26 protein-coding genes and 1 pseudogene are annotated in these 24,496 nt (G+C 63.8%); 9 read left to right on the top strand and 18 right to left on the bottom strand.

Going from position 1 to position 24,496, the window contains the following annotated elements; translation table 11 throughout:
- Positions 1 to 3: 3 nt before the first annotated feature.
- The 4 genes from XI02_RS37925 to XI02_RS37910 all read right to left on the bottom strand — a co-directional run bounded on the left by XI02_RS37925 (position 4) and on the right by XI02_RS37910 (position 1,514).
- Positions 4 to 438: a nuclear transport factor 2 family protein gene (locus XI02_RS37925; RefSeq protein WP_026193357.1), complete on the bottom strand. Its 435-nt coding sequence runs from the start codon at positions 436 to 438 to the stop codon at positions 4 to 6.
- An 86-nt stretch (positions 439 to 524) separates the two neighbouring features.
- Positions 525 to 665 (bottom strand): hypothetical protein, encoded by a 141-nt coding sequence (locus tag XI02_RS37920; protein ID WP_172646832.1) that lies wholly within the window; start codon positions 663 to 665, stop codon positions 525 to 527.
- A 57-nt stretch (positions 666 to 722) separates the two neighbouring features.
- The gene (locus XI02_RS37915) at positions 723 to 983 is read right to left on the bottom strand and encodes a hypothetical protein (protein ID WP_137479000.1); all 261 of its coding nucleotides are present in this window, start codon (positions 981 to 983) and stop codon (positions 723 to 725) included.
- Between the two features lie 60 nt (positions 984 to 1,043).
- Positions 1,044 to 1,514: a nuclear transport factor 2 family protein gene (locus XI02_RS37910; protein WP_172646833.1), complete on the bottom strand. Its 471-nt coding sequence runs from the start codon at positions 1,512 to 1,514 to the stop codon at positions 1,044 to 1,046.
- 306 nt (positions 1,515 to 1,820) lie between these two features.
- Between XI02_RS37910 and XI02_RS37905 the strand changes: the two genes are divergently transcribed.
- The 3 genes from XI02_RS37905 to XI02_RS37895 all read left to right on the top strand — a co-directional run bounded on the left by XI02_RS37905 (position 1,821) and on the right by XI02_RS37895 (position 3,870).
- Entirely contained in the window at positions 1,821 to 2,942 is a 1,122-nt protein-coding gene (locus tag XI02_RS37905) for an alpha/beta fold hydrolase (RefSeq protein ID WP_172646834.1), read from the top strand.
- 411 nt (positions 2,943 to 3,353) lie between these two features.
- Positions 3,354 to 3,593, top strand: a complete 240-nt coding sequence (locus XI02_RS37900; RefSeq protein ID WP_016841378.1) for a hypothetical protein — start codon at positions 3,354 to 3,356, stop codon at positions 3,591 to 3,593.
- A gap of 85 nt (positions 3,594 to 3,678) precedes the next feature.
- On the top strand, positions 3,679 to 3,870 hold the full coding sequence (locus tag XI02_RS37895) for a hypothetical protein (RefSeq protein WP_172646835.1): 192 nt from the start codon (positions 3,679 to 3,681) through the stop codon (positions 3,868 to 3,870).
- 146 nt (positions 3,871 to 4,016) lie between these two features.
- Here the strand turns inward: XI02_RS37895 and XI02_RS37890 are convergent, their stop codons facing one another.
- On the bottom strand, positions 4,017 to 5,342 hold the full coding sequence (locus XI02_RS37890) for a TAXI family TRAP transporter solute-binding subunit (protein ID WP_172646836.1): 1,326 nt from the start codon (positions 5,340 to 5,342) through the stop codon (positions 4,017 to 4,019).
- A gap of 344 nt (positions 5,343 to 5,686) precedes the next feature.
- Between XI02_RS37890 and XI02_RS37885 the strand changes: the two genes are divergently transcribed.
- Positions 5,687 to 6,187: a GNAT family N-acetyltransferase gene (locus XI02_RS37885; protein WP_172646837.1), complete on the top strand. Its 501-nt coding sequence runs from the start codon at positions 5,687 to 5,689 to the stop codon at positions 6,185 to 6,187.
- 27 nt (positions 6,188 to 6,214) lie between these two features.
- On the opposite strand, the gene XI02_RS37880 is transcribed toward XI02_RS37885, so the two are convergent.
- From XI02_RS37880 to XI02_RS37850, 7 genes are all read right to left on the bottom strand, one after another.
- Positions 6,215 to 6,631: a pyridoxamine 5'-phosphate oxidase family protein gene (locus XI02_RS37880; RefSeq protein ID WP_172646838.1), complete on the bottom strand. Its 417-nt coding sequence runs from the start codon at positions 6,629 to 6,631 to the stop codon at positions 6,215 to 6,217.
- 3 nt (positions 6,632 to 6,634) lie between these two features.
- Positions 6,635 to 9,547 carry an excinuclease ABC subunit UvrB gene (uvrB, locus tag XI02_RS37875; protein WP_194483273.1) on the bottom strand — a complete coding sequence of 971 codons (2,913 nt, stop codon included), beginning with the start codon at positions 9,545 to 9,547 and terminating at the stop codon, positions 6,635 to 6,637.
- Between the two features lie 114 nt (positions 9,548 to 9,661).
- The gene (locus XI02_RS37870) at positions 9,662 to 9,868 is read right to left on the bottom strand and encodes a zf-TFIIB domain-containing protein (RefSeq protein ID WP_370142560.1); all 207 of its coding nucleotides are present in this window, start codon (positions 9,866 to 9,868) and stop codon (positions 9,662 to 9,664) included.
- The gene (locus XI02_RS37865) at positions 9,865 to 10,101 is read right to left on the bottom strand and encodes a hypothetical protein (RefSeq protein WP_172646840.1); all 237 of its coding nucleotides are present in this window, start codon (positions 10,099 to 10,101) and stop codon (positions 9,865 to 9,867) included. The genes XI02_RS37870 and XI02_RS37865 overlap by 4 nt, the downstream gene beginning before the upstream one ends.
- Positions 10,102 to 10,555: 454 nt before the next feature.
- A complete protein-coding gene (locus tag XI02_RS37860; protein WP_172646841.1) occupies positions 10,556 to 11,596 on the bottom strand; it encodes an acyltransferase in 1,041 nt (346 codons plus the stop codon).
- Positions 11,597 to 11,763: 167 nt separating this feature from the next.
- Positions 11,764 to 12,984, bottom strand: coding sequence for an NAD(P)-binding domain-containing protein (locus tag XI02_RS37855; protein ID WP_172646842.1), 1,221 nt, complete (start codon positions 12,982 to 12,984; stop codon positions 11,764 to 11,766).
- Positions 12,977 to 13,879: a LysR substrate-binding domain-containing protein gene (locus tag XI02_RS37850; RefSeq protein WP_069276582.1), complete on the bottom strand. Its 903-nt coding sequence runs from the start codon at positions 13,877 to 13,879 to the stop codon at positions 12,977 to 12,979. The genes XI02_RS37855 and XI02_RS37850 overlap by 8 nt, the downstream gene beginning before the upstream one ends.
- A gap of 145 nt (positions 13,880 to 14,024) precedes the next feature.
- Between XI02_RS37850 and XI02_RS37845 the strand changes: the two genes are divergently transcribed.
- Positions 14,025 to 14,258: a hypothetical protein gene (locus XI02_RS37845; protein WP_172646843.1), complete on the top strand. Its 234-nt coding sequence runs from the start codon at positions 14,025 to 14,027 to the stop codon at positions 14,256 to 14,258.
- Between the two features lie 81 nt (positions 14,259 to 14,339).
- On the opposite strand, the gene XI02_RS37840 is transcribed toward XI02_RS37845, so the two are convergent.
- From XI02_RS37840 to XI02_RS37830, 3 genes are read right to left on the bottom strand one after another with little or no spacing between them, the layout of a single operon-like run.
- Positions 14,340 to 14,987: an SCO family protein gene (locus XI02_RS37840; RefSeq protein ID WP_018273587.1), complete on the bottom strand. Its 648-nt coding sequence runs from the start codon at positions 14,985 to 14,987 to the stop codon at positions 14,340 to 14,342.
- Positions 14,984 to 16,099, bottom strand: coding sequence for an MBL fold metallo-hydrolase (locus XI02_RS37835; RefSeq protein ID WP_172646844.1), 1,116 nt, complete (start codon positions 16,097 to 16,099; stop codon positions 14,984 to 14,986). The genes XI02_RS37840 and XI02_RS37835 overlap by 4 nt, the downstream gene beginning before the upstream one ends.
- Positions 16,100 to 16,146: 47 nt before the next feature.
- Complete coding sequence (locus XI02_RS37830) at positions 16,147 to 16,326, bottom strand: hypothetical protein (protein ID WP_172646845.1); 180 nt, start codon at positions 16,324 to 16,326, stop codon at positions 16,147 to 16,149.
- On the opposite strand from XI02_RS37830, the gene XI02_RS37825 reads away from it, so the two are divergent.
- Positions 16,325 to 17,032: a glutathione binding-like protein gene (locus XI02_RS37825; protein ID WP_172646846.1), complete on the top strand. Its 708-nt coding sequence runs from the start codon at positions 16,325 to 16,327 to the stop codon at positions 17,030 to 17,032. The genes XI02_RS37830 and XI02_RS37825 overlap by 2 nt on opposite strands.
- 113 nt (positions 17,033 to 17,145) lie before the next feature.
- Here the strand turns inward: XI02_RS37825 and XI02_RS37820 are convergent, their stop codons facing one another.
- On the bottom strand, positions 17,146 to 17,937 hold the full coding sequence (locus XI02_RS37820; RefSeq protein ID WP_016846708.1) for a crotonase/enoyl-CoA hydratase family protein: 792 nt from the start codon (positions 17,935 to 17,937) through the stop codon (positions 17,146 to 17,148).
- 93 nt (positions 17,938 to 18,030) lie between these two features.
- On the opposite strand from XI02_RS37820, the gene XI02_RS37815 reads away from it, so the two are divergent.
- The gene (locus XI02_RS37815) at positions 18,031 to 18,627 is read left to right on the top strand and encodes a TetR/AcrR family transcriptional regulator (RefSeq protein WP_370142566.1); all 597 of its coding nucleotides are present in this window, start codon (positions 18,031 to 18,033) and stop codon (positions 18,625 to 18,627) included.
- A 134-nt stretch (positions 18,628 to 18,761) separates the two neighbouring features.
- On the opposite strand, the gene XI02_RS37810 is transcribed toward XI02_RS37815, so the two are convergent.
- Positions 18,762 to 20,402, bottom strand: coding sequence for an arylsulfatase (locus tag XI02_RS37810; protein ID WP_370143887.1), 1,641 nt, complete (start codon positions 20,400 to 20,402; stop codon positions 18,762 to 18,764).
- Positions 20,403 to 20,421: 19 nt separating this feature from the next.
- Positions 20,422 to 21,343, bottom strand: a pseudogene (locus XI02_RS37805) (formylglycine-generating enzyme family protein).
- A gap of 534 nt (positions 21,344 to 21,877) precedes the next feature.
- Here XI02_RS37805 and XI02_RS37800 point away from each other — a divergent pair.
- Together XI02_RS37800 and XI02_RS37795 are read left to right on the top strand one after the other, a co-directional pair.
- On the top strand, positions 21,878 to 23,314 hold the full coding sequence (locus XI02_RS37800; protein WP_244980995.1) for an outer membrane protein: 1,437 nt from the start codon (positions 21,878 to 21,880) through the stop codon (positions 23,312 to 23,314).
- An 84-nt stretch (positions 23,315 to 23,398) separates the two neighbouring features.
- The gene (locus tag XI02_RS37795) at positions 23,399 to 24,484 is read left to right on the top strand and encodes a transporter (RefSeq protein WP_244980996.1); all 1,086 of its coding nucleotides are present in this window, start codon (positions 23,399 to 23,401) and stop codon (positions 24,482 to 24,484) included.
- Positions 24,485 to 24,496 lie beyond the last annotated feature (12 nt).

Raw genomic sequence — 24,496 nt, 5'->3', positions numbered from 1 at the left:
CCGTCAGACCGCGATGCGCGGCAGATGGATCGGGTAGCCGACGGTCTGCTCGACCAGGTCGAAACTGTCGACCAGCACGCGGAAGCTCGTCAGCTTGCCGGCCCTGAACTGCGCGAAATGCGCGATCCGGAGCGAGATCGGCTTGTTGGAGTCGAGAGCCGTCAGCGAATAGCGCAGCATCGAGGCTGCGGAATCCACGCCGAGCATGATCTGCTCCCGGTCGAAGCGGTGAACCCTGAGGTTCTCGCCGATCTGCCTGATCACCTCGAGCACCGCGGCCTTGCCGCGGCGCGCGCCGAAGAAGGAAAACAGGTCGATCGGCCCGTAGATGGACCATTCGACCTCGTCGTCGAGCAAGGGCTCGATATCTGCAAGCTGGCGTTCGTTGATCGCGCGATGCAATGCGCGCGAAAAACGCCAGAGACTATGCTCTGTCATTTTGGTCTTGTCCTGAAACTGGATTTTCAAACGCAAACGAATGGCAGGGGATCAGCGCCGACGCCTTGCCAGGTTGCTGCACATCGCTATTGCGGGCTGAAATAGTGCGGAACGGCAAAAACGCAAATGACTTTTTTGCAATGCACAATTGCGCGGAATTTTACCGGAATGTGACCGCCGACCTCTGGATTCTGGTTCTGACGCGCTTCTTTGATGCGAACCGGCATCCACCCCGCATCACGTGCGGAGCAGGCGTCGCGCGAAAACGCTCCGGTCGCCGCAATTCAGCGGTCGCGCTGCCGCACCGGTTGCCGCTCGATCACGATCTCGGCGTCGCGGATCGCCACCACCGCGAACAGCAGCGCGCCGCCGATGCCGCCGATCGCGGCGCCGAGCGGCATGAAGGTGAAAAACACCAGCGTTCCGCTGTCGATACCCGAGGTTCTGGCCAATCCGATCCAGCTAAGCCCGGCTCCGATGCCGAAGGCGGCGCCGCCAAGGGCGCCCAGCGCCAGGCCAAGCACAGCGAGCAATGCGACTTTCATGATGATTTCAGCCCCGACCGCAACAAGCCCAGTCATAGGTCAGCGCCGGGCCGTCGAGGTTCAACGCCGGCGTTGCGAATTTGCGTGAGCGACGTCGTCATGACCGGTCAGCGCCGCTGCGACGTCACGCTCCAGCACCTGCTGGACGAGGTCGAAGGTGTCGATGATCTCGCGGATCTCGGTGATCTTGCCGTCGCGCAGCGTGTAGAACACCGCGACGTCGAACTGCACCACGCGGGCGTTGTTGCGCTTGCGGAAGAACACGCGCAACTGCGCGGCGATCCGGTCGCCCTGGGTTACCACGATCGGCGCCTCGTAGCGCATGTCGGAATAGCGCTCGTGGATCGTGGTCCACATCTGGCGCAGCGCCGCCTTGCCGCGGTGCTGGCCCATATGCGGAAGAATGTCGATCGGGGCGTTGGCGAGAAACGCGACGTCGTCGCTGCAGCGATCGAGCGCGCCCTCGATGCCGCCGGCATAGTAGACGTCGAGGAAGTTCAAGACGCGTTGCCGGTTCAAATCCTCGCCCATGCTCGACTCCGCCGGTCCGACTCGCTCTGGCCCGGCATTGTGAACCGGAGCATTCCACAATCAAACAACATGTTTGACGCGCGAGACGCGATTAGGTTCGGCAACCAGCGCGTGCATTTTGGCACAAAATGCAGGCGGCGCGCCGGTTCGCACATTGCGTCGACGGCGGCCGTCGTGCAGGCCGCGGTTTATTCCGCGCCCACGCCACCTAAAACTTCGTGCCCGCGGCCTTGCCGCGGCACGGCCGGCCCGTATGCTTCGCGGCGGAAGGCGGCCGGACAGAGCCGCCCCGATGGGGAGAGACCAATGAGGCGCATCACCCACTTCTTCGCCGCGATCCTGTCGCTGCTGGCATGCCCGGCGATCCCGCCCGCCTTCGCACACACGCCGCAGCAGCCTGCCCACCAGCTCTACAATGAAGGCGACCTGAAGCTCGAGAGCGGCGAGGCGATCAAGGATTTCTCGATCTCCTACGTCACCCACGGCACGCTGAACGCGAAGAAGTCGAATGCCATCCTGATGGTGACCGCGATCTCGGGCAATCATCACCGGCTCGATTTCATGATCGGCCCCGGTAAGGCGCTCGACCCCGACAAGTACTTCATCGTCTGCACCGACGCGATCGGCAATGGGCTGACCACGTCGCCGAGCAATTCAAAGGTGCAGCCGCGGATGCAGTTCCCGAAATTCGCGATCCGCGACATGGTGGAATCGCAGTACCGGCTGATGAAGGAGAAGCTCGGCATCGACCATGTCGTCGCCGTGGTCGGCCCCTCGATGGGCGGCATGCAGGCGCTGCAATGGGGCGTCAGCCATCCGGACTTCATGGACGCGCTGGTTGCGATGGTGCCGCTCGCGAAGACGCCGGCCTGGTCGGTCGCGGTGATGGAGGCCTCGCGCAAGGCGATCATGAACGATCCGGCGTGGAAGGACGGGAATTACGAGGCGCCGCCGGAGAAAGGCCTCAAGCTGTTCCGCGATATCGTCGCGCTGCTCGCGGCGCGCACGCCCGACATGTATGCGGCGCAGTTCAAGTCCGGCCCCGACGTGCTGCCTTGGATGGCCGAGCAGGAGACCGCGCTGTGGAAATTGTTCGACGCCAACGACTGGATCTACCAGAGCTGGGCCTATGACCGGCATGATGTCGGCACCACGGCCGGGTTCGGCGGCGACACCGCGAAGGCGCTGGGCTCGATCAAGGCGAAGACGCTGATCCTCACCGGCACCAAGGACCTGCTCAATCCCGAATTCGAGCCGAACCAGATGGGCCAGAACATCGCAGGCGTGACCATCAAGACGATCAGCCCGGGCACCGTGACCGGCCACGCCTCGGCCGGCGGCTTCTTCCCGGCGGATGTCGAGTTTCTCAACCGCGAAACCGGCGTGTTCCTCGACGGCGTGACCGACGGCGGCAAGAAACTGAACTGATCGGCTGAACCGGCCGCGCCTCGCAGACGTGCGGCGGCAGCTGTCAGCGAGTTAATGAAACCTCCGCCCGCGCGCCCGGTTGGTTCGGCGTGGGCGACGCATCCGCGATCAGGAGTTCCTTATGAGAAACACCATGCCGCTTGCCGTCGCCGCCCTGGTTGTCCCCAAATAGATCATGCGAGCGCGCACCGCGCGACGGTGAGCCGGCGCCGACGCCGGCCAAGAGGCCTTGAGCTCCTCCGGGGCCGGCCGGTGAAATCGCGCCGGCTCGCTGTCGCGGTGCGTTCGATGACAGCTAATCCAACGACGCCGCCTTGCCGGCGGGGAGGTCGATGGTGAACCGCTTCTTCTTCCCGGAACCGGCGGTGCCGCTTCGCCGTTGATGCGGCAGCATTGCATTGGAGCCGCATCATGAAATCGATTGTTCTCGCGTCCGTTATTGCCGTCAGCGCGCTCGTCGCGGCGTCGCCGGCCGACGCCAAGGGCTGCATCAAGGGCGCGATCGTCGGCGGCGTCGCCGGTCATTATGCCGGCCATCACGGCATGCTCGGCGCCGCCGCCGGTTGCCTCTACGGCCGCCATCACGCCAAGGAGCAGGCGCGGCAGCGCCAGCAGCAACAGGCACAGCCGTCGCAGCAGGAGAAGCTGTGAAGCCACATCTCCTGGAACGTGAAGTCTCGTTCCGGGAACGCCGTCCACACCGGCTGCGTTGTCTCCGTGCGTAACGGAGACAACGATGACGAAACCTAAGACAAAGACCATCCAGCCCGTTCCGGACGACAACAAGAGCCACAAGGGCCCCGGCAGCACCCCCAGCGTTCCCATCGACACCACCAAGGGCCATCGCGACGACGAGAAGCACAACATCCGCGAGCAGGCCGCGCACGGCAATCTGACCCAGAACACCAGCAACAAGCGATCGGGGTAGGGTGATGTCGTCCTGGCGAAAGCCAGGACCCATAACCACCCAATTCGGTAATGTGCGGGATGCCGGCCCAATGTCGCGCAGCAATTGAGATTTGGGATAATGGGTCCTGGCTTTCGCCAGGACGACGATGAAAATCCGATTCTCTCCTAGGCCACCGACACGATCGGGGGTTTTGCCAACAGCGCCGCTCTGCGGTCATGAACCAGATTTTCCAGGCGGTGGGCCACGACGTTCAGCGTCGCGGGGTCGACCGCATTTTCATCGCCCGCCTCGGCCTTGAGGCGTTCGCCCTTCAGGATATTGTCTATCTCATCCTCGATGGCCGAAAGTTCGCTCTCGAAGCTGACCGTGCGGATCCGGCGCGCAAGGCCGTAAAGGGTGTCGAGGGGCCCCTCGCGGAATTGGGGCTGGCCGATGCCCAAGAACTTCCATGCGGCAGCAAGGACGGAAGCAATGCCTCCAAGGATCATCGGGCCCAGATAGATGTAGTTGCTGTACTCATCGAGGAAACTCTGTGTCGTGCCGTTGTACACGGCCAGAGCTCCAGGATGAACGGGAAGGTAGGCGTCCGCGTCGGTGCTGGGAGACGAGATCTGGGCGAACAGAGGATTCTCCCGCAGCAGTTCCCTCCGCACCTTCAGGATGCTCTGGGTCAGATTCGTCGCAACGTCGGTGCTGAGGCTCTTTTGCGCGACAAGATAGAGCGACGTCCGCAGTGTCGTCACATCGTCATCGGGGACAGGAGGCGATCCGCGCAGGGTGCCCTTGGGCACGTCGAAACTCTCATAGGCGCGATTGCCGTCAGCAATGGCCGCGGCCGCGTCGATCGGGATCAGCACCGGAGTGGCTTTGGTACCTTGCGGGAAAAAGCCCTTCACCAGCGCAATGTATTTCCCGGTCAGGGGGATGACGACAAGCAGGGCGTTGACCTGCTTTGACTGAACGGCTTTCCGGGCATCGGGCAAGCTGAGGTTCCTGAAAACCGTCTTGTTGCGGGCAAGGTCGTAGGCATTATTCAACACATCGACGATTTTGGCGTTTGCATCGCCTCCGAGCACGCCCACGGTCTGACCCTTGAGCTTGCTGATGCTGTCGATGGATGAACCGGGGGGAGCGATCAGAAGTACGGTCATGTGCGACAGCACGACAATGGCCTGCGCCTTGGACACGTCGCCGACGTCGCCGCGAACGGCAGCGAGATCGACAGCTCCCGCAGCGAACTGCTTGCCCGATTCCACGGCTGTTCCGGTGTCGATGACCTTCAACCGCACCGAAGCGCCGTCTGAGACAAGCTGATTGGCGATCGCCGACATCGCGCTGGCTGCTTCTCCGTCGATCGAGCCGACCGCCACCGTTAGCGTGACCGGACGACTGTACCAACGATATCCATAGAGCCCGGCTGCCGTGCAGAGCAGGACCACGCCAGCCAGCGAAATAACACGGAGCCAGAGCGGCATTCTGACCGAAATCATGACGACTTCCCCGATGCCGGAACAACTGCGATTTTAAAATCTATCGGGCAGGGGGTGTCGATGATTGATACAGGTCAAGGGAGCTTTGGCCAAACGGCGCCCCGGGGACGCGACGAGTGAGCCGTCGTGACCCCCATTACGTCTCGGGTGGAAGCGCACAGCTGGATTGGCGGCATCGGATCATCCGATTGCCTGAACCAAAAGACCGCTGCCATGACGCTATTGCCGGCCAACGGTCGCGCTGCAGCTCGTAACGATGATGATCAGGATGTCGCTGCTGGCGGTCGCGGTGGTCAGTGTGGGCTGAGCTTGCGCTTCGCCGCCGATCGGCCCTATCTGCGCGCATGCAGATCAGGGACGAACGCGATGAAGACGCCGTCGCGATCAGCCGCATCACGGCGGCGGCATTCGCGGAGGCGCCGCACAGCAGCGGTACCGAAGCCCGCATCGTCGAGGCGCTGCGCGCAGCCGGCGCGTTGACGCTCTCGCTGGTGGCCGTATCCGATGATGGCCACATCGTCGGTCACGTCGCCTTCTCGCCGGTGCAGATCAATGGCGCATCAGGACGCTGGCACGGCCTCGGCCCGGTCTCGGTCGCACCGGATATGCAACGCCAGGGTATCGGCGGTGCGCTGATACGAGACGGACTTGCTCGTCTCGTGACGCAAAATGCCGATGGCTGCGTCCTGCTCGGCGATCCCGCCTATTACAGCCGCTTCGGCTTTGTCAGCGATCCCGCGCTGACCTACGGCGGTGAGCCGAGCCCGTATTTTCAGCGGCTGGTGCTGAACGGCAAGGCGCCCGAGGGGGATGTGAGCTACCATTCGGCGTTCGATGTCGTGTGATCGAGGAGAGGCTGAAGATGAAGCTGTCTATGGCAGCGTCATCTCCTCGATCCGCGCCGGCACCGCGCCAAAATCGCTGAACCGCGCCCAGTTCGGCCGTATCCGCACATAGCCGATGTTCGGCCATGTCTCGCGCTCCGGCCCGTCGGGCCACGCCGCGAAATACACCTGCTTGCAGGCGGTGAGCTCCGCGCCGCTCGGGAAGTCCGCGACGCCCTCGACCTGTGCGGTCTGCTCGGCGTCCCAACCGATCACCAGCGCCGCGCGCGGATCGCCGCGGAGGTTCTGGTATTTGCGCGAGGTGGTCAGCGTGTCGAAGATGATCTCAAGATTGTCGCTGACCGCGATGCCGACGACCGCCGCCTGGGGCGCGCCGTCGTGAACCGTGCTGACCACAGCGAGCCGATGCATCCGCAGGAAGGCGAGAAGCTCGGCGCGCGTCATGATCTACCTCTTCTTCCACCCGCCCCGTTTCCCCGGCGCGCCGCCGCTGCTCCTCGGCGACGGCCCGAACTCCGGCCCCGACTGCCGTGAGTCGGTAGGCTGGATGATGCGGCTCGTGGTGCCGAACGGCTTTGCGGGCAGCGCACCGCTGGGGCGGAAGGGCAGCGATTCCGGGCCGTGCATCTCGTCGAGGTCGGGCTTGTGCACGCGCGAGCCGGACTTGCCGCGGCGGCTTGCCTTGAGCGAGGTCTGCGCGATCTTGTTCTTCAGCGCGGCGACCGGCAGGTTGGCGGCATCGCCGTATTTCCGGGTGCCGGCATAGGCGCCGGCCTGTTTCTGCACGTTGCGCTGCTTGGCGGTGGGATCGTCGACCACGGCCATCTCGGTGGCGCGCAGCCGCTTGACCTCGTCGCGCAGGCGGGCCGCTTCCTCGAAGTTCAGGTCGGCCGCGGCCTCGCGCATCCGCGTTTCGAGGTCGCTCAGCACGGCCTCGAAATTATGCCCGATCGAGATCACGTCGTCCGCCATGCCGCCGTCGCCGATCTCGACCAGCACATGGTCGCGCTCATAGACGGAGTTGAGGATGTCGCCGATCGACTTCTTCACGCTCTCCGGCGTGATGCCGTTGGCCTCGTTGTACTCGACCTGCTTCTCGCGGCGGCGCGTGGTCTCGGCCATCGCGCGCTCCATCGAGCCGGTCATGCTGTCGGCATAGAGGATCACCTTGCCGTCGACGTTGCGCGCGGCGCGGCCGATGGTCTGGATCAGCGAGGTCTCGCTACGCAGAAAGCCTTCCTTGTCGGCGTCGAGGATCGCGACCAGCGCGCATTCGGGAATGTCGAGGCCCTCGCGCAACAGGTTGATGCCGACCAGCGCGTCGAACGCGCCGAGCCTGAGATCCCGGATGATCTCGATGCGCTCGATCGTGTCGATATCCGAGTGCATGTAGCGGACGCGGATGCCCTGCTCGTGCAGATATTCGGTGAGGTCCTCCGCCATGCGCTTGGTGAGCACCGTGATCAGCGAGCGATAGCCGGCCGCCGCGGTGGCGCGCACCTCGCCGACGAGATCGTCGACCTGGGTGCGGGCAGGGCGGACGTCCACGGGAGGATCGATGAGGCCGGTCGGACGGATCACCTGCTCGACGAACACGCCGCCGCTTTCGTTCAGCTCCCAGCCGCTCGGCGTCGCCGACACCGCCACCGTCTGCGGCCGCATCATGTCCCACTCCTCGAAGCGGAGCGGGCGGTTGTCCATGCAGGAGGGCAGGCGGAAGCCGTATTCGGCGAGCGTCGCCTTGCGGCGGAAGTCGCCGCGGAACATGGCGCCGATCTGCGGCACGGTGACGTGGCTCTCGTCGGCGAAGATCAGCGCGTTGTCCGGCACATATTCGAACAGCGTCGGCGGCGGCTCGCCGGGGCGGCGGCCGGTGAGGTAACGCGAATAGTTCTCGATGCCGGCGCAGCTTCCGGTCGCTTCCATCATCTCGAGATCGAAGGTGGTGCGCTGCTCGAGGCGCTGCGCTTCCAGCAGGCGGCCCTGGTCGGTGAGCTGGTCGAGCCGCTGCTTCAGCTCCGATTTGATCGACTTGATCGCCTGCACCAGCGTCGGGCGCGGCGTCACATAGTGCGAATTGGCGTACATCTTGATGAATTCGAGCTCGTCCTGCTTGTGGCCGGTGAGCGGATCGAACTCCTCGATGGTCTCGATGGTGTCGCCGAACAGGTTCACGCGCCAGGCGCGGTCCTCATAGTGTGCCGGGAAGATGTCGATGACGTCGCCGCGGACGCGGAAGGTGCCGCGGGTGAACTCGGCCTGGGTGCGCTTGTATTGCAGCGCGACCAGGTCGGCGATCAATTGCCGCTGGTCGATGCGCTCGCCCTTCTTCAGCGCGAACGTCATCGCGGTGTAGGTCTCGACCGAGCCGATACCGTAGATGCAGGACACGGAAGCGACGATGATGACGTCGTCGCGCTCGAGCAGCGCACGCGTCGCCGAGTGGCGCATGCGGTCGATCTGCTCGTTGATCGAGGAATCCTTCTCGATATAGGTGTCGGTGCGCGGGACGTAGGCTTCCGGCTGGTAGTAGTCGTAATAGCTGACGAAATACTCGACGGCGTTGTCGGGGAAGAAGTTCTTGAACTCGCCATAGAGCTGGGCAGCCAGCGTCTTGTTCGGCGCCAGGATCAGCGCCGGTCGCTGCGTCGCCTCGATCACCTTGGCCATGGTGTAGGTCTTGCCAGAGCCGGTGACGCCGAGCAGCACCTGGGTGCGGTCGTTGCGGTCGATGCCCTCGACCAATTCGGCGATCGCGGTCGGCTGGTCGCCTTTCGGCTGGTAGTCGGACTTGATCTCGAAGCGCACGCCGCCTTCGGATTTCTCCGGGCGCGGCGGGCGGTGCGGGGTCCACACCCGCATCGAGCCGTCGTCCTTGCGGAATTCCGGACGGCCGTCGCGGATCAGGTTCTCCAGCGCGTCGGCGGTCGCCTTGACGCCGAGCGCCTCCATCTTGCTGCGCGGCGGCCGCGCCAGGGCTTCCTCGTCGTCCTCGGCGGTCGGCAGGCCGAGCTGCCGTGCCAGTTCCGGATCGAGCGTCGGGATGGTGGCCGAGGTGCCGTAATTGGCCTGCGGGGCCTCGCCGAGGCCCGAAGTATCGCGCCTGGCGACGCCCTCGCTGGTCTCGCGCGTCGACGCCCGCGCGCGATGCGCGGCGGCCTCGCCGCCGGCGCGGCGGTCCCAGGAATTGTCCGGCGGCGGCTGCAGGCCGGTGCCCGAACCCATGCCGGCATCGCCTCGGTTGATCGCCGGATTGAGCAATTCGGCAAGCGCGGGCCCGATCGGGAGGACCTCGGGCCGGTGTGCTTTGGATTTGGGGGTTTTGCCGGGCTTTTTCGGAGTGTTCGGTGTCTTCGCCATGCCCCGAATATGGGACGACTCCGGCAGCGAGAAAAGGGTAAACGACGGCCGGACTTGCGTCTCGGCGAGGCTGCTGACAGCAGGGTGTCAGCAGGGGGCGCGCGGTCGCGGAGTTCAGGCCCGCGGCAGGTCGACGATGTCGAGATGGATCCCGCCGCAGCCGTCGCAGCGCATGGTCCAGTATTCGGCGGCGCGGCCGGGGATCACGCGCAGCAGCGAGAGCGGAGCGGCGCATTCCGGGCAGCTGGTGCGGACCTGCGCCGGCCAGACCGGATCCGGCTCGCATTGCGGGACGGCGGCAACCACGACGTTGCCGGTCACGCCGACGCTTCGGCCGCCGGCATTGTCATGCCATAGTGTTGCGGGAACCGGTCGATAGCCCGCTTCGCGTCGGCGATCGCCGCATCCGGATCGGACCACGCAAAGCCGATGTCGAGCATCGGAAACAGCATGCCATCGATGACGACCGGCCTTTGATCGACCCGTTGAACCCTGGCGTGCCATTGCCCCTTCCCCACTTCGAACGACTTGATCTCAAAACCGCTGTAAATCATGTGCGACCTCGAAATGCCCCTTTCTCATAGGAAGCACGGGCGCGCTGCGCTAAATGTGAAGCAGTTCACAACTCGCCGGGTTTATTTCCGCGCAGCAAAGGAACCGGGAGCCATGAGCGCGTGGAGATGGTCGAATAGCGGCTGCGACGGCGGTGCGCTCCCTCTCCCGCTTGCGGGGGAGGGTTGGGGTGGGGGCTCTCTCCACGAGTCACAGTGTGGAGAGAGCCCCCACCCGTATCGCATCTTCGATGCGATACGACCTCCCCCGCAAGCGGGAGAGGTGCAGCGATGTGCAACGAGCACACCGCGAAGCATGAACCGAGCGGGACCAATCTGTTCGACGCCCAACAGGCGACTGCCATGTTGCGCCACATGATTGAGGGAATGCCGCCAGCCGGCAATCTGTAGCGTTTGTGCCTGCGGCGTCGCCATGCCCGGCGGCGCGGCCATCCTGCTAAGCCCGCGACGCTTCGGCGTTCGCAGGCTTTCTTGTGTCGCACCGACAGCAGGCCGGCCGCGCGACCGGCCGAACCCGCGCAAACCGGCGTTTCGCGTAGTCGATGAGCGGGGATTCGATCGCGCGCCAGCTGATCTCGGCAAGGACGCAGACGATCGGAAGCGCGATGAGACCCGACCATGCACCAAAATCGAGGGACAGGAAGATGTTCAGCACGATCAGGTGGAAGAGATAGAGCGCATAGCAGCGGCGCCCGGGCCAGATGAACGGCTTGAGCAACACCGTCTTCTGTACGTTGATCCCGGCCCACACGATGACGCCGCAGGCGAACGCCGATATCCCGAGGAAGGAGAACGGTCCAAACGCCGCTGCATAGGTCAGATCGCAAAGCATCGGCGCGCAGGCGAGCGCTGCCCACACTGGAGGGGAGCGGCAGTGGCCGCGCACAAAGCACGCCAGCAGAACGCCGCCGAACAGCTCGTCGAGCCGGCAGGGCAGCAAGAACTCCCAGGAGAGGTCGGGCAGGTGCGCGTGGAACAGCCAGCGACAGACCGGGGCGATCAGCACGCCGCACCAGAGGACGCGGACCAGCCATTCCCGCGGCAGCGACCAGATCAGGAGCGGCAGGATCAGGTAAAACTGCTCCTCGATCGCGAGTGTCCAGCTGACGAATGTCGGCTCGGTCATGGGATAACTGAACTGCAACCACGGCACGGCCTGCAGGAAGAATAGGTAATAGCCCCAGTGATCGGGCGTCGCGATCAACAGCAGCAGCCAGTACAGCGGCAGGATCCGGAACGCGCGCCGGCCATAGAACGACGAGAAGTAACCGGGCTGTTCGCGGCTATCGAGCAGGATGCCGCCGATCAGAAAGCCGCTGACGACGAAGAACAGGTCGACGCCCAGCATGCCGTACTTGAATTCGAAGTAGTGGCGGGCAATGACCGCCGAGATCGCGAGGCCCCTTAGCGCATCGAGCGATTCGGAGCGTGGCCCGGCAGAATCCTCCTCCGGGCGCGGACCAGCAATTGGACCCATGCTCAACCTGATATCAATTTCAATATGCGGCCACCCGTTGAGGTGGTTTGCAACCCTTGCATCCGTCAGGTTTATTTGACAACTGAAGCGAGCAACGACCTTTCGTCTAAGGTTACCGGCCGTGGCAGCCTCGGGCTGCTCGATATTGCCCGGTCTTCCGCCTCCCGCTAGCCGCGGCCGGCGATGTGGTCGGCGAGCACGGCGGCGTCGTCGCCGACGCCTGACAGGAACGAGGATTTCATCTTCGACAGCCACTGCAGGCCGAGGAAATAGAGGCCCGGCACGTCGGAGACGCCATGGCGGTGTCGCGGCGCCCCGTCGGCATCCAGCACCGGTATGTCGATCCAGTTCAGATCGAGGCCGTAGCCGGTGGCCCAGATCACGCTCCTGATCCGCGCGGCACGCAGGTCGATCGCATCGAGCGGCGCGGTGAGGCACGGCGGATCGGGCAAACGGAGGCGCGCCAGGGGATCTTCGGGATGATCGAGGCCGCGCGCCGCGACGAAGTCGTCGACGATCCCGAGGAAGGTCGCGTAATAGGCGTCGCCATTGGCGATGTTGGCGGCGAGGTCGGGCGCGATCTCGAGCACGCCGTTGCGCGCCGCCGTCACGCGGCCAAGCAAAGTCACTCCGCCGGCGGCGAAACGGCGGAAATCGACGGTGTGGCCGCCATGGGCGCCGGAAATCACCGGCAGCAGCCGCGACGGTCCGCGCTGCTCGACCGGCGTCCGGTCGATGCCCATCTCGGCCAGCCACCAGATCAGGTCGCGGCCGCGATAGCGGCGCGGCAGGCGGTTGTGACGTCCGACCGAGAGGAAGACATCGCGGCCGGCGCGCATCAGCTCTTCGGCGATCTGCGCACCCGAGGCGCCGGCACCGACCACCAGCACCGCGCCGTCAGGCAATTGCGCGGGATTCCTGTAGCCGGCGGCATCCACTTGAAACAGGCAGGGTTGATCGCGCAGCAGGTCGGGCCGCAGCGGCCGTTGATAGGGGCCGGTGGCGATGACGACGTTGCGGGCGGCGATGCTGCCGCCGGCAAATTCGGCGAGGAAGCCGCCGGCATCGCGGCGCAGCCTGGTGACCGCGACGCCGCAGCGGATCGGCGGCGCGACGAACGCGGCGTAGTCCTCGATGAAGGCGATGATGGCAGCGGTGCCCGAGAAGCCGTCGGGATCGCTGTGCGGAAACGCAAATTCCGGCAGCCGCACCGACCAGTTCGGAAACTGGAACATGAGGCCGTCCCAGCGTTCGCTGCGCCAGCGCTCGGCGATGCGGCCTCGCTCCAGCACCAGATGGGCGATGCCGCGCTGCTTCAGCCGGTGGCTCATGGTGAGCCCGGCCTGGCCGCCGCCGATCACCAGCGTATCGATGGTCTCGTCAGGCACTGCGCGATCCCTTGCGGCGGGCGGCGGGCTCCGCCGCGGCGCGGATGATCCAGCGCCGGAACGCGGCGAAATCGCGCTGCTCGGCGTGGAAGCCGCGATAGACCAGATACCAGCGCATGCCCTTGGGCACGCTGAGCGCAAACGGCGCCACCAGCCGGCCGGCGGCGAGATCGTCGTCGATATAGGGCCGGATGCCCATCGCGATGCCGAGCCCGTCGCTGGCTGCCTGCAGCGCCTGGCCGTAGAACTGGAATTCCGGCCCGCGCGCGGTCAGGCGCGGCACGCCCGCGGCCTTCAGCCAGGACGGCCAGTCGTCGGGCGAATGCGCGACGCGGATCAGGCTCGGGCCCTTGAGGTCGGCGGGGCGCTTCAGGGTGTTGGCGAGCCGCGCCGTGCACACCGGCATCAGATCGGCGGCGAACAGCGGCTCGGCGACGAGGCCCGGCCACTGGCCGTCGCCGAGCTGGATGCCGCAGCTCCAGTCGTCGGCGAACGGCACCGCCATGCCGCCGGTCGTGATCCGTACCTCGATGTCGGGCTCCGCTTTGCGGAACTCGGCGAGGTGCGGGATCATCCATTTCAGCGCAAAGGTCGGTCCGACTCCGACGGTCAGCACCCGCGCGCTGGCGGACGCCGTGACCTGCGCGGTGAGGCTCGCCAGCGCGTCGAAGATCGGCGTCAGCCCGCCCTGATAGGCGCGCCCGGCCGGCGTGGTGACGAGGCGGTTGGCCTTGCGCTCGAACAGCGCGACGCCGAGCCGCTCCTCCAAAAGGTGCACCATTCGGCTGATCGCGGCGGCCGAGACGTTGAGCTCGCTGCCCGCCGCCGCGAAGCTGCCGGTCCGCGCCGCGGCTTCGAACGCCTTGATGCCGTTGAGAAAGAGCAGCCGCCGCATGAACCCTCAGGAAAACTGATGCAAGGGCAAGATAACTCGGTTTGCGGCGAGAGGCCAAGCGGCGCAGAAATACCGGCAGAGACATTGCATGAGTCCCTCCCGATCGCAGCACCTGGTGCGATCGCGCAACGACGGGAGACGTTCAATGAGCGAGACCACCGATGCCCTGGTGCTCGATCTTGTCGAGTGGGTCGCGCGCGAGCCGCGGCACTATGCCGAGGTGCTCGAGGTCTGGCGCACCTCGTGCCCGCGGCTGACGATCTGGGAGGACGCCGTCGACCGCGGCTATGTCGCGCGCCGACCCTCGGTCGAGGGCATGCGGGTGATGGTGACGGAGAGCGGCGCGAGCTTTTTGCGCGCGCATGGGCGGATGCAGTGAACCTGAGCGCGGCGATCACCGACCTCTCCCCATTGGGGAGAGGTGGACCGATCGAGCGGCTAGAATTGCCAATCTCCACCGTCAGTGTTCGAGCCTTGGCCGGATGATCTCGACCATCCGGTCGGCTGACGTCCCCGGCGGAAAGAAGCCGAGATAATTGCCTTCGCGGTCCATCAAATAGATGTAGGCGGTGTGATCGACGGTGTAGTCGGCGCCGTCCTTCAGCGGCACCCGCGCGAAATAGACCTTGTAGGCATCGGCGACCTTGCGGATCGCATCAAGATTGCCGGTCAGCCCGATCAGGCGCGGGTGAAACATCGGCACGTAGTCTGCGAGATGCGCAGAGGTGTCGCGCTCGGGATCGACGGTGATGAAGATCGGTTGCACCTGGTCGTCGTCGCGGCCGAGCTTGTCGAGCACAAGCCCGATCGCCTGCAGATCGGTCGGGCAGACGTCCGGGCAGGTAGTGAAGCCGAAATAAACCAGCATCAGCCTGCCGCGGAACTCTTTGTCGGTTCGCTGATGGCCGGCCTGATCGGTCAGCGCGAACGGGCCGCCGACCGGCTCCCTGTTCCACATCAGGATGTCCATGATCTCGGCGGCCGAGCGCGCCGATTGCGGCGGCGCATCGGCAGCCAGCACCGGCGCCAGCGTCAGCCACAGGCCGGTGCCGGCGCTCGCCAAGCCCGCGCCAGCGAATGCAATGCCGCGCAGGATCGGCGCGATCATATGCCGAAGGCGAGGCGGCTGCCCGTCGTCGTGACCAGCACCTTGTCGCCCATCTGCGCGGTCGCCTCCTGCACGAAGTTGAGCCCGGAGCAATGCATCGGGATCAGCACGTCGGGGTCGAGCTTCTTGATCTCGGCGACGACCTCGGTGAGGTAGTCCTTCGGCGCCGGCCCGAGATGGAAGCCGCCGACGATGGCGTGCACCTTCCGGATGCCGGAGACCTCCTGCGCCTGCTTCACCGAATTGACGATGCCGACATGGCCGCAGGACGAGATCACGACGAGGCCGAAGTCCCGCACGTTGAAGCAGGTGGCGTGCTCATGGATGTGTTCGTCGGGCACGATCTTGCCGTCCATCTCGGCCGGCAGATAGTGGCTGGCGTTGCAGCCGAGCCCGTCCTTGATGCCGAACTCGACCCAGGTCTGCGGCAGCACACGCTCGATGCTGCGGCGGGTGATCTTGCCGGTGGTGAAGGCATGGCCCGCGATCACGGTCGGGGTCTCGCACAGCACCGTGGTGACGCGCTGCGCCGCGAGCTGGCGGCGGTCGAGCGTGCCGAAATCGCTGAACTGGCCCTTGGTCGGCGTCGCGCTGACGCGGTGGCAGAAATTGTCCTCGCCGCCGGCATAGAGCTTCACGTCGGCCGGCAGCTTGTCGCGGAATTTGTCGAGGAAGCCGTTGAGGCCGCCGAAATGGTCGTAGTGGCCGTGGCTCACGATCAGCGCGTCGAGCTTCGCCGGGTCGACGCCGACCAGCGCCATGTTGTTGAGCAGGACTTCCGGCGTGTAGCCGTAGTCGAGCATCAGCGTGCGCTGCGCGCCCTTGGCCTCCGACTCCAGCCACAGCGACAGGCCCCATTCATTGTGCAGCGACTTCTGGTAGTCGGCGGAGCGCGGCGGCGACGCGATGGTGACGCCGCCCGCCTGCTTCGGCTTGAAGAACAAATCGAAGCTGGAATCGACCAGCACGCGGATCGAGAGCTTGTCGACGGTCGGCACCTCGATCGGTGCGGCGCTGGCGATCTCGACGCAGGAGAAGGCGCCCGCGGCCGCAGCGCCGGCAATCGCTGCCGAGCCCTTGAGGAAATCACGCCTTGCCAAATCATGTGTCATTGCAATGCCCCATGTTTGAAAATTCGTCACGCGATCCCTTCGGCAGCCTAGGAGCAATCGGGACGGGGCTCAATCGGGCATTTGCGCTGCCCGCAGATCACATTCGCGCGCGGTGCATTGCGCACGGCATTGACTTGGGCGCGGTTATGCGCCCAACTCCATGCATTCGCATCTTTCTCGCCGATGCACGACATCGGCAGTCCCTGGCAACGCAGGATCACGCCCATGATCGATCTCCACTACTGGTCCACGCCGAACGGTCACAAGATAACGATGTTCCTTGAGGAGACCGGATTGGAGTACAGGATTTTCCCGGTAAACATCGGCAAAGGCGATCAGTTCAAGCCGGACTTCCTGCAGATCGCGCCGAACAACCGCATCCCCGCAATTCTCGATCACGCGCCGAAGGGCGGCGGCAAGCCGCTCTCGCTGTTCGAGTCCGGCGCGATCCTGCTCTATCTCGCCGAGAAGACCGGACAATTCCTGCCAGCCGATATCCATGGCCGCTATGACGCGATCCAGTGGACATTCTGGCAGATGGGCGGGCTCGGGCCGATGGCCGGACAGAACCATCACTTCCGCAACTACGCCGTCGAGAAGCTGCCTTACGCGATCGATCGTTACGTCAACGAGACCAACCGGCTCTACGGCGTGCTCAACAAGCGGCTGGCCGACCGCGAATTCATCGCCGGCGACTATTCGATCGCCGACATGGCGAGCTATCCCTGGGTCGTGCCCTACAAGAACCAGGGCCAGGAGATCGACGATTTCCCGCATCTGAAGCGCTGGCTGGAGACGATCGGCAAGCGTCCGGCGACCGAGCGCGCCTATGCCAGGGCGAAGGAGGTCAATCCGAATTTCGGCCAGCCTGCGATCCGCACCGAGGAAGAGCGCAAGCTCTTGTTCGGGCAGACCGCGGCAGTGGTGCGGTAGGGCACGACTGTCCGACATCTCGCCGTCGTCATGGCCGGGCTTGACCCGGCCGTCCACGTCTTGGGGCGCGGGAAGTCGTGAATGCCCGGGCATGACGAACTGATCGATTGACGCTACGCCCCGACATATTTCGCCGGCCGCCGTTCCTTCCACGCCGCAAGCCCCTCGGCGAGATCGCGGCTCGGCACCAGCGCGGCGAACTGCTCGCTCTCGACCAAAAGGCCCTCGGCGATCGGCATGTTGAGCCCGCGCGTCACCGCGGTGATTGTGCCGGCGACGGATCCGGGCGAATGCCTGGTGATGCGGCCGGCGAGTTCGCGCGCGGCGGTCAGCAATTGATCGTGCGGCACGATCTGGTTGATCAGCCCGATCTCGCGCGCATGCTCGGGCGGGAACGGATCGCCCGCCAATAACAGTTCGAGCCCGCGCTTGCGTCCCGCCAGCCGCGGCAGCCGCTGCGTGCCGCCGAAGGTTGGAGGCATGCCGAGCTTGATCTCAGGCTTTGCAAATTGCGCGCGGTCGCTGGCGATTGCGAGGTGCACGGCTTCGGTGATCTCGCAGCCGCCGCCGAAGGCGAGCCCGTTGACCGCGGCGATGATCGGTTTCTTGAACGCCTCGAGCCGTGCGGTCATGGCCTGTCCCCGGCGGACGAAATCGCGCACAGCGACGGCTGCGCCCTGCTTGACGCTCTCGGAAAACTCCTTGATGTCGGCGCCGGCCGAGAAGGCGCGCGCGCCGGCGCCGGTCAGGATCACCGCGCGCACGTCAGCGTCGCCCTCGATGCGGTCGAGTGCCGCCATCAACTGATCGATCAGCGCGTAGTTCAGCGCGTTGAGCTGCTCCGGACGGTTCAATGTGATCAGGGCGATCCCGTCGGTAATCTCGAGCAGGATGGGTTCGGGCATGTTGCGCTCTCCGGCATGGCTGTTTGGTGTCAGCGCCGAATGTAGGGCTGGCCGCGATTTGTGTATATTCACTGGTTAGTATACATACGTCTGATGCCCAGACCCTCCGAGCCCACCCGCGAGCGCATCGTCCAGGCGGCGAGCGCGCTGTTCTACAATGAAGGCATCCGCCGCGTCAGCGTCGACGAGGTCGCAGCCAAGGCCGGCCTCACCAAGCGCACGCTGTATTATCACTTCAAGAGCAAGGATGACCTCGTCGCTGCCTATCTCGCCGCGCGCGATCAGCCCAATCTCGCGCTGTTCCGAAAGTGGTTCGCGGAGGCCGAGGGCGGCCTGGCGGCCAAGGTCGAGGCGATCTTCAAGAACCTTGCGCGCTCGGCGCGGCATCCGAAATGGAAAGGCTGCGGCTTCCTGCGCACCTCCGCCGAGCTCGCCAACATGCCCGGGCATCCCGCGATCAGGATCGGTGCCGCGCACAAGAAGAAGTTCGAGGACTGGCTGCGCACGGCCTTCGCGGACGAGGGGATCGCCGATCCGCTCAGGCTGGCGCGGCAGATCCTGCTGTTGCTGGACGGATCATTCGCCGTGGTGCTGCTGCACCGCGACGCGAGCTATATGGAAACCGCCGGCGAGGCTGCGCTCACGTTGATCGAGACGGCGCTGGCGAAGCCGGCGCGCAAACGGGGTTAGAGCTCATGGAGGCCCGTCCGCTATTGGCCCACTCCGCTTCCGGAAGCGGATTTCGGTAAACCGATCTGCAATATCGAAAGGCCGGAGAGGACTGCGTTGGGCGGCATGGACGCCGCCCAACACGATCATGAGTCTCACTTTGCCATTGCCGTCCTGGCGGCCTCGATTTTCGCCTTCACGGAATCGAGGTTGAAGCTCGCGCCCTTCTGCATCGGCGGAAACTCGATTGCGGTCATGGCCAGCTTCTCGACCTCCTGCTGAACGAACACGAAGCGCCAGAACTCATATTTGAACCAGTCGAAGTATTGTTGCGCGCCGTATTTGGTCCCGCTATCGGGCCAGCCCGTTCGCTCGAACGGATCCAGGCGAAGGTTGGTCAGGTAGGGCACGTCAACCTTGCTTTTTTCGCCCAGCCAGCCCCCGGGCTGGTCGATGAAACGATACTTGTAGTCGTCGATGCGCACGGCCCCGAGCTCGCTCTCACCGAAGTACCAGATTTCGTGCCGGTTCGATGGCCCCTTGCCGGTGATCATGTCCATCTGATTATAGCCATCCAGATGGCACTTGTAGGTGCGATCGCCGATCTGCTTGCCCTTCTTCAGTTCCTCGGCAATGTTCGGATTGCCGGCAGCCGCCAGCAAGGTCGGGAACCAGTCCAGCCCGGAGATGATGCCGTTCTCGACCTTGCCCGCCGGCACCTTGCCCGGCCAGCGGATCATCGCCGGCGCGCGGAAGCCGCCTTCCAAGACCGTACCTTTGCTTTGAGCGAACGGCGTCTGTCCGCCATCCGGCCAAGTGAAGACCTCGGTGCCGTTATCAGTGGTGAAGATGACAATGGTGTTGTCGTCCACGCCCATGTCCTTGAGTTTTTGCATGACGAGGCCGACATCGTCGTCGAGCTGTGCCATGCCGGCTTCATGAATCGACCAGCCGTTCTTGGAGTTGCGCATCGCCTGGTACTTCGGCGACAAATGCGTGACGATGTGCATGCGGGTCGGATTGAGCCACAGGAAGAACGGCTTGTTATCGGCCTTGGCCCTTTCAATGAACGACAAGGCGAAGTCTCGGATTTCATCGTCCACCGTTTCCATCCGCTTGGGATAGAGCGTTCCGGCGTCTTCAATCCTCTGCTTGCCGACCTTGCCCCAGCGGGGATCCACGGTGGCATCGTCCACATTGGTCGCCCACGAATGGATCATGTTGCGCGGGCCGACCTTGTTCAACAGCTCCTGCGGATAAGCAGGGTGAGCCGGATCTTCCATCGCGTCGAGGTGATACAAATAGCCGAAGAACTCGTCGAAGCCGTGCACTGTCGGCAGAAACTCGTTCTTGTCGCCAAGGTGGTTCTTGCCGAATTGGCCGGTGGCATAGCCCATGCCTTTGAGCGCGGTGGCAATGGTCACGGCCTCCGCCGGCAAGCCTGTGGGGGCGCCGGCCTGACCGACCGTTGTCATGCCGGTGCGGATCGGCAGCTCGCCGGTGATGAAGTTGGCGCGGCCTGCGGTGCAACTCGCTTCGGCGTAATAATCGGTAAACAGCATGCCTTCTGCGGCGATCTTGTCGAGGTGCGGCGTCCGGCCGGCCATCATGCCGCGATGGTAAGCACCGATATTCCAAATGCCGATATCGTCCCCCATGATGACGACGATGTTGGGCCGCTGACCGCTCGGTGCCTGCTGCGCCTGGGCCAGTGCCTTTTCGACCGATGCGGCAGCGCCTAACGCGGATGCTGCCGCCAGGCTCGTCGTCGCGAGCAAAACATTTCGACGGCTCATATCGCGTGAGACGTTATCCTTATCGTCGCTCATCGCTTGCTCCCTTCCTTATGATGCATCGAAAGCCAACATGGCTCGTGGACGTATCCACCGCTTCCGCATGGCGCGCAGCCGGGCGATAGCGACGGCAGTAGTTCGGCGCGCAGAGATGCGAGCCGCCTTTGAGAACCTTGCGGGCAATCTTGATCTTGGGCAGAGACGGATCGTGGCTGTCTTGCTCTCGCCCGCCGCGTGGATCCCGAGGAACGCAGCACGCCTTGGCCGCGTCGGGCGCATGCCTGGTGGACCACCAATCGGTGGTCCACTCCCAGACGTTGCCGATCATGTCGTGAAGACCGTAGCCATTCGGCGGGAACGCCATCACCGGCGAGGTGCGCGTGACCATCGCCGCTAAGATTCTGGTACGGAAAAACACCTTGCCAGGTATTCGCCATTGGCCTGCCGCCGGGCATGAACTCGTCGCCCCAGGCGAACTCGGCGCCGTCGAGGCCGCCGCGCGCGGCAAACTCCCATTCGGCTTCGGTCGGCAAGTCCTTACCAGCCCATGTCGCGTAGGCCTCGGCATCGCGATAGGCAATGTGGACCGCGGGATGATCGTCGAGGCCGCTGATCGAACTGCGGGGGCCGTATGGCCGGCGCCAGTTGGCGCCAAACTTGAAATTCCACCATTGCGACCAGTCGCGCAGATCGACCGGACGCTTCGGTGGTGTGAAAATCAGCGAGCCGGCCTTGAGCATGTGCGGCAGCGCGCCCGGATAATCCTTGGCTTCTGGCCGCGTCTCCGCTGACGTCACGTAGCCTGTTGCGTTGACGAACTTGCGAAATTCGCGATTGGTGATCGGCGTACGGTCCATCCAGAAGCCGCTCACCGAGACGCGATGGACCGGCGCCTCTTGCCTGTCGGAGCCCATGCGGAACGTGCCGCCCGGAATCCAGACCATACTCCCCTCACTGGGCCCATCCGACAAAGGTTCGGCTGCCGCAACGCCAACGCCGTGCATGGGCTACTCGCTGTACGAGCTTCAAGGTCACGAGCGCCCCGCCCCCAAGAATCTCTCGGCAGCTTCCTGGCGCCGATTCAGCCGGGGAGGAGCGCGGCTTAACATCTTCGTCGGTCTACATGACAATCGAACATCTGAAGCGGTGGCACGTTCGCAGCGGCACAACCTTCTTCTATTGATCTAGATCAAACCAGCCAGGCGCCTCTTGCTTGTCGAGAGTCCATGGGACTATGCAAAAAGTGCCAGGGTTGTGGCTCCATGGACACAACCGTTCAATAAACCTCCGGCTGTACGCAAGTGTGCCGATTTCGCATGGACGAACGGCGACGTCAGCTTATTGTTTCGGGGTTCTACCCCGCCAGGGCGATGGCGGGCTCGCGAGAGTCGAGGACCGGCGATGCGGTGCTTTGGACCGGGTTTGGGACGCAGGTTTTTTTCGCAGTGGCAGCATCATTCCCCTTTTTGGGAGGCTCCATGAAATCATTCCTTGCAAGCGTTGGTCTGCTTGCAGTTTGCGTGAGTCTCACAGCGCGTGCCGCGGATTTGCCGGTGAAGGCTCCGGCCGCTTTACCGCCACCCTACAATTGGTCGGGATTTTATCTCGGTCCAAATCTCGGTGGAGCGTGGACCAGCGGCAGCCTGCCTATTTCAGTTAACAACTTGTATGGCGGCATCACCGAATTCATCGGTGGTGGTCAGGCCGGCTACAATTTTCAAGCTGGCCATTTCTTGGTTGGTGTGGAAGGCGATTTCGATGGGGCGACTTTTGGTCATTCCGTGCTCCCGACACCTACGCTCGGCACCGTGAGGCAGAACTGGACGGGAACGATTGCAGGCCGCTTTGGCCTCGTGGAGGATAAGTGGCTCCTCTACGCCAAGCTAGGCGGCGGCTGGGTGCACAGCAATGCAACGCTGAACTTCCCGGGTGTTACCTGGCAGGGGTCCAACACCAGCTCCGGCTGGTTAGCTGGAGTGGGTGTCGAGTACGGCTTCAAACCGAATTGGACGCTCAAACTCGAATACGATTACATTGGGCTGGGAAACTGGACTTCGCCCACCGTTCCGCCAATCCAATTGAACCGTGACCTTCAAATGGTCAAGTTCGGCGCAAACTACAAATTTGAGCGCGGCATTGCCGATACGGTCGCGCCGACAAGAGCCGCGCATTCTGCTGAACGCTCCGAAAACGAAGACCTCGCCCAAAAATCGCAGAATCCTATCGCCGATCTCGTCAGCGTTCCCTTCCAAAGCAATACGAATTTCAACGCTGGGCCGTTCAACCGCACCCAAGAAGTGCTTAACATTCAACCAGTCATACCGCTGCGCATCAACGCGGACTGGAACGTGATCTCGCGCACTATCATCCCCGTAGTCAGTCAGCCCAATCCGTTCTTCAACAACAACACGAATGGAATTGGCGACATCACTCAGCAGTTCTTTTTCACCCCCACGCATCCTGGCGCTCTGATCTGGGGCGTCGGCCCCATCTTTACGGTTCCGTCCGCGACCGATCCAATTCTCGGAACCGGTAGAGTGTTGTTCGGTCCAACCGCCGTTGCGCTCGTAACGCCCGGACATTGGGTCATTGGTGTGCTGGTCAACAATCAGTGGTCAGTTGGCGGCAATCCATTGCGCCCGAATGTGAATGCGTTTCTCGCTCAGCCGTTTGTCAACTACAACATGGCGCACGGGTGGTACCTGACAAGCTCACCAGTTATCACGGCAGACTGGCTTGCCGCGCCGGGGCAGCAGTGGACCGTACCGATCGGTGGCGGCTTTGGTCGAATCTTCAAGCTCGGTGACCAGCCGGTGAGTGCAAATATAGCCGGCTATTACAACGTCGTTCGTCCAACCGGCGCGTCAAATTGGCAGTTGCGAGCCCAACTGTCTCTACTATTCCCGGAGAGATAGAAGCCGTCTGCGAGTGGTTTCCAGAAAATTTCTGGTCGTGCAATCTCGGTCCGTTCTGGGCCGTGGAGGGGTGGGAGATCCGCGATGAAGGGCAGGAAATCGATATTCAGGACTACTTTGTTTTTGCGGTTGGGCGCGGCGGCAGTCGCCGCCGTACTTGGACTTCCCATTGATGCGGCCCGCGCCGACGAAAATGGCATCAGCTTCTGGATACCCGGCTTCTTTGGCAGCCTCGCGGCCGCCCCCTCGCAGGCCCCGGGCTGGTCGGTGACCACGATGTATTATCACACCTCGGTTTCCGCTGGCGGTGACGTAGCGCGGTCACGAGAGATCACCATCGGTCGCATTCCCGCAAATCTGAACGTCAACGTCAACGCCAGCGTCAATGCCAATGTGGATCTTGGCCTTGTGGCCGGGACCTACACCTTTGCAACGCCGGTGCTAGGTGGGCAGGCCTCGGCCAGCCTGCTGGGAGTCTACGGCTCCAATTCGACATCGCTGGCGGGATCGCTGGTAGGGACAGTGACGGGACCAGGCGGTGGAGCAATTCCATTCTCGCGCTTCGACAGCATCGACAGCTCGCTCATTGCTTTTGGTGATTTGCTCCCGATGTTCCAGTTGAAATGGAATGCCGGTGTGCACAACTACATGACGTACATCACCGGAGACATCCCGGTCGGCGCCTATCAGTCGGACCGCCTGGCGAATTTGGGGCTTGGGCACTGGGCGGTCGACGCGGGCGGCGGCTACACCTATTTCGATCCAAAGACCGGGCATGAATTTTCGACGGTGCTGGGATTCACCTACAACTTCGTCAACCCCTCCACCCAATATCAAAGCGGCGTCGACATGCACCTCGACTGGGGCGCGTCGCAATTCCTGACCAAGCAGTGGCAGGTCGGTCTGGTCGGTTACCTCTATCAGCAACTCGGCTGCGACAGCGGCTCGGGCGATCGTGTCGGCTGCTTCCGGTCGCGCGTGGCGGGCGTCGGCCCGCAGGTCGGCTACATTTTCCCGGTCGGAGACATGCAGGGATATCTGAGCCTGAAGGGCTACGGCGAGTTCGCCAATGAAAATCGGCCAGCAGGTTGGAACGTCTGGCTGACGTTCAATCTTCAGCCCGCGGCGCCAACGCCGCCGACATCCACGAGGCCCAGAATCACGAAATAGCAGTGCGGGTGA

The organism is Bradyrhizobium sp. CCBAU 21365 (assembly GCF_015291305.1).
GTDB lineage: Bacteria > Pseudomonadota > Alphaproteobacteria > Rhizobiales > Xanthobacteraceae > Bradyrhizobium > Bradyrhizobium elkanii.
Note: the sequence above shows the minus strand (reverse complement) of the source record. Positions and strands in the feature narration are given on the sequence as shown.

Bases quoted from the DNA above. Each gene is read 5' to 3' on its own strand.
- XI02_RS37910 (WP_172646833.1), bottom strand. From the start codon at position 1,514: ATGGGCGAGGATTTGAACCGGCAACGCGTCTTGAACTTCCTCGACGTC.
- XI02_RS37865 (WP_172646840.1), bottom strand. From the start codon at position 10,101: ATGATTTACAGCGGTTTTGAGATCAAGTCGTTCGAAGTGGGGAAGGGG.
- XI02_RS37810 (WP_370143887.1), bottom strand. From the start codon at position 20,402: ATGAGCCGTCGAAATGTTTTGCTCGCGACGACGAGCCTGGCGGCAGCA.
- XI02_RS37915 (WP_137479000.1), bottom strand. From the start codon at position 983: ATGAAAGTCGCATTGCTCGCTGTGCTTGGCCTGGCGCTGGGCGCCCTT.
- uvrB (WP_194483273.1), bottom strand. From the start codon at position 9,547: ATGGCGAAGACACCGAACACTCCGAAAAAGCCCGGCAAAACCCCCAAA.
- XI02_RS37845 (WP_172646843.1), top strand. From the start codon at position 14,025: ATGAGCGAGACCACCGATGCCCTGGTGCTCGATCTTGTCGAGTGGGTC.
- XI02_RS37835 (WP_172646844.1), bottom strand. From the start codon at position 16,099: ATGACACATGATTTGGCAAGGCGTGATTTCCTCAAGGGCTCGGCAGCG.
- XI02_RS37840 (WP_018273587.1), bottom strand. From the start codon at position 14,987: ATGATCGCGCCGATCCTGCGCGGCATTGCATTCGCTGGCGCGGGCTTG.
- XI02_RS37925 (WP_026193357.1), bottom strand. From the start codon at position 438: ATGACAGAGCATAGTCTCTGGCGTTTTTCGCGCGCATTGCATCGCGCG.
- XI02_RS37895 (WP_172646835.1), top strand. From the start codon at position 3,679: ATGACGAAACCTAAGACAAAGACCATCCAGCCCGTTCCGGACGACAAC.
- XI02_RS37885 (WP_172646837.1), top strand. From the start codon at position 5,687: ATGCAGATCAGGGACGAACGCGATGAAGACGCCGTCGCGATCAGCCGC.
- XI02_RS37830 (WP_172646845.1), bottom strand. From the start codon at position 16,326: ATGGGCGTGATCCTGCGTTGCCAGGGACTGCCGATGTCGTGCATCGGC.
- XI02_RS37860 (WP_172646841.1), bottom strand. From the start codon at position 11,596: ATGGGTCCAATTGCTGGTCCGCGCCCGGAGGAGGATTCTGCCGGGCCA.
- XI02_RS37815 (WP_370142566.1), top strand. From the start codon at position 18,031: ATGCCCAGACCCTCCGAGCCCACCCGCGAGCGCATCGTCCAGGCGGCG.
- XI02_RS37890 (WP_172646836.1), bottom strand. From the start codon at position 5,342: ATGATTTCGGTCAGAATGCCGCTCTGGCTCCGTGTTATTTCGCTGGCT.
- XI02_RS37820 (WP_016846708.1), bottom strand. From the start codon at position 17,937: ATGCCCGAACCCATCCTGCTCGAGATTACCGACGGGATCGCCCTGATC.
- XI02_RS37900 (WP_016841378.1), top strand. From the start codon at position 3,354: ATGAAATCGATTGTTCTCGCGTCCGTTATTGCCGTCAGCGCGCTCGTC.
- XI02_RS37825 (WP_172646846.1), top strand. From the start codon at position 16,325: ATGATCGATCTCCACTACTGGTCCACGCCGAACGGTCACAAGATAACG.
- XI02_RS37920 (WP_172646832.1), bottom strand. From the start codon at position 665: ATGCCGGTTCGCATCAAAGAAGCGCGTCAGAACCAGAATCCAGAGGTC.
- XI02_RS37795 (WP_244980996.1), top strand. From the start codon at position 23,399: ATGAAGGGCAGGAAATCGATATTCAGGACTACTTTGTTTTTGCGGTTG.
- XI02_RS37850 (WP_069276582.1), bottom strand. From the start codon at position 13,879: ATGCGGCGGCTGCTCTTTCTCAACGGCATCAAGGCGTTCGAAGCCGCG.
- XI02_RS37905 (WP_172646834.1), top strand. From the start codon at position 1,821: ATGAGGCGCATCACCCACTTCTTCGCCGCGATCCTGTCGCTGCTGGCA.
- XI02_RS37800 (WP_244980995.1), top strand. From the start codon at position 21,878: ATGAAATCATTCCTTGCAAGCGTTGGTCTGCTTGCAGTTTGCGTGAGT.
- XI02_RS37880 (WP_172646838.1), bottom strand. From the start codon at position 6,631: ATGACGCGCGCCGAGCTTCTCGCCTTCCTGCGGATGCATCGGCTCGCT.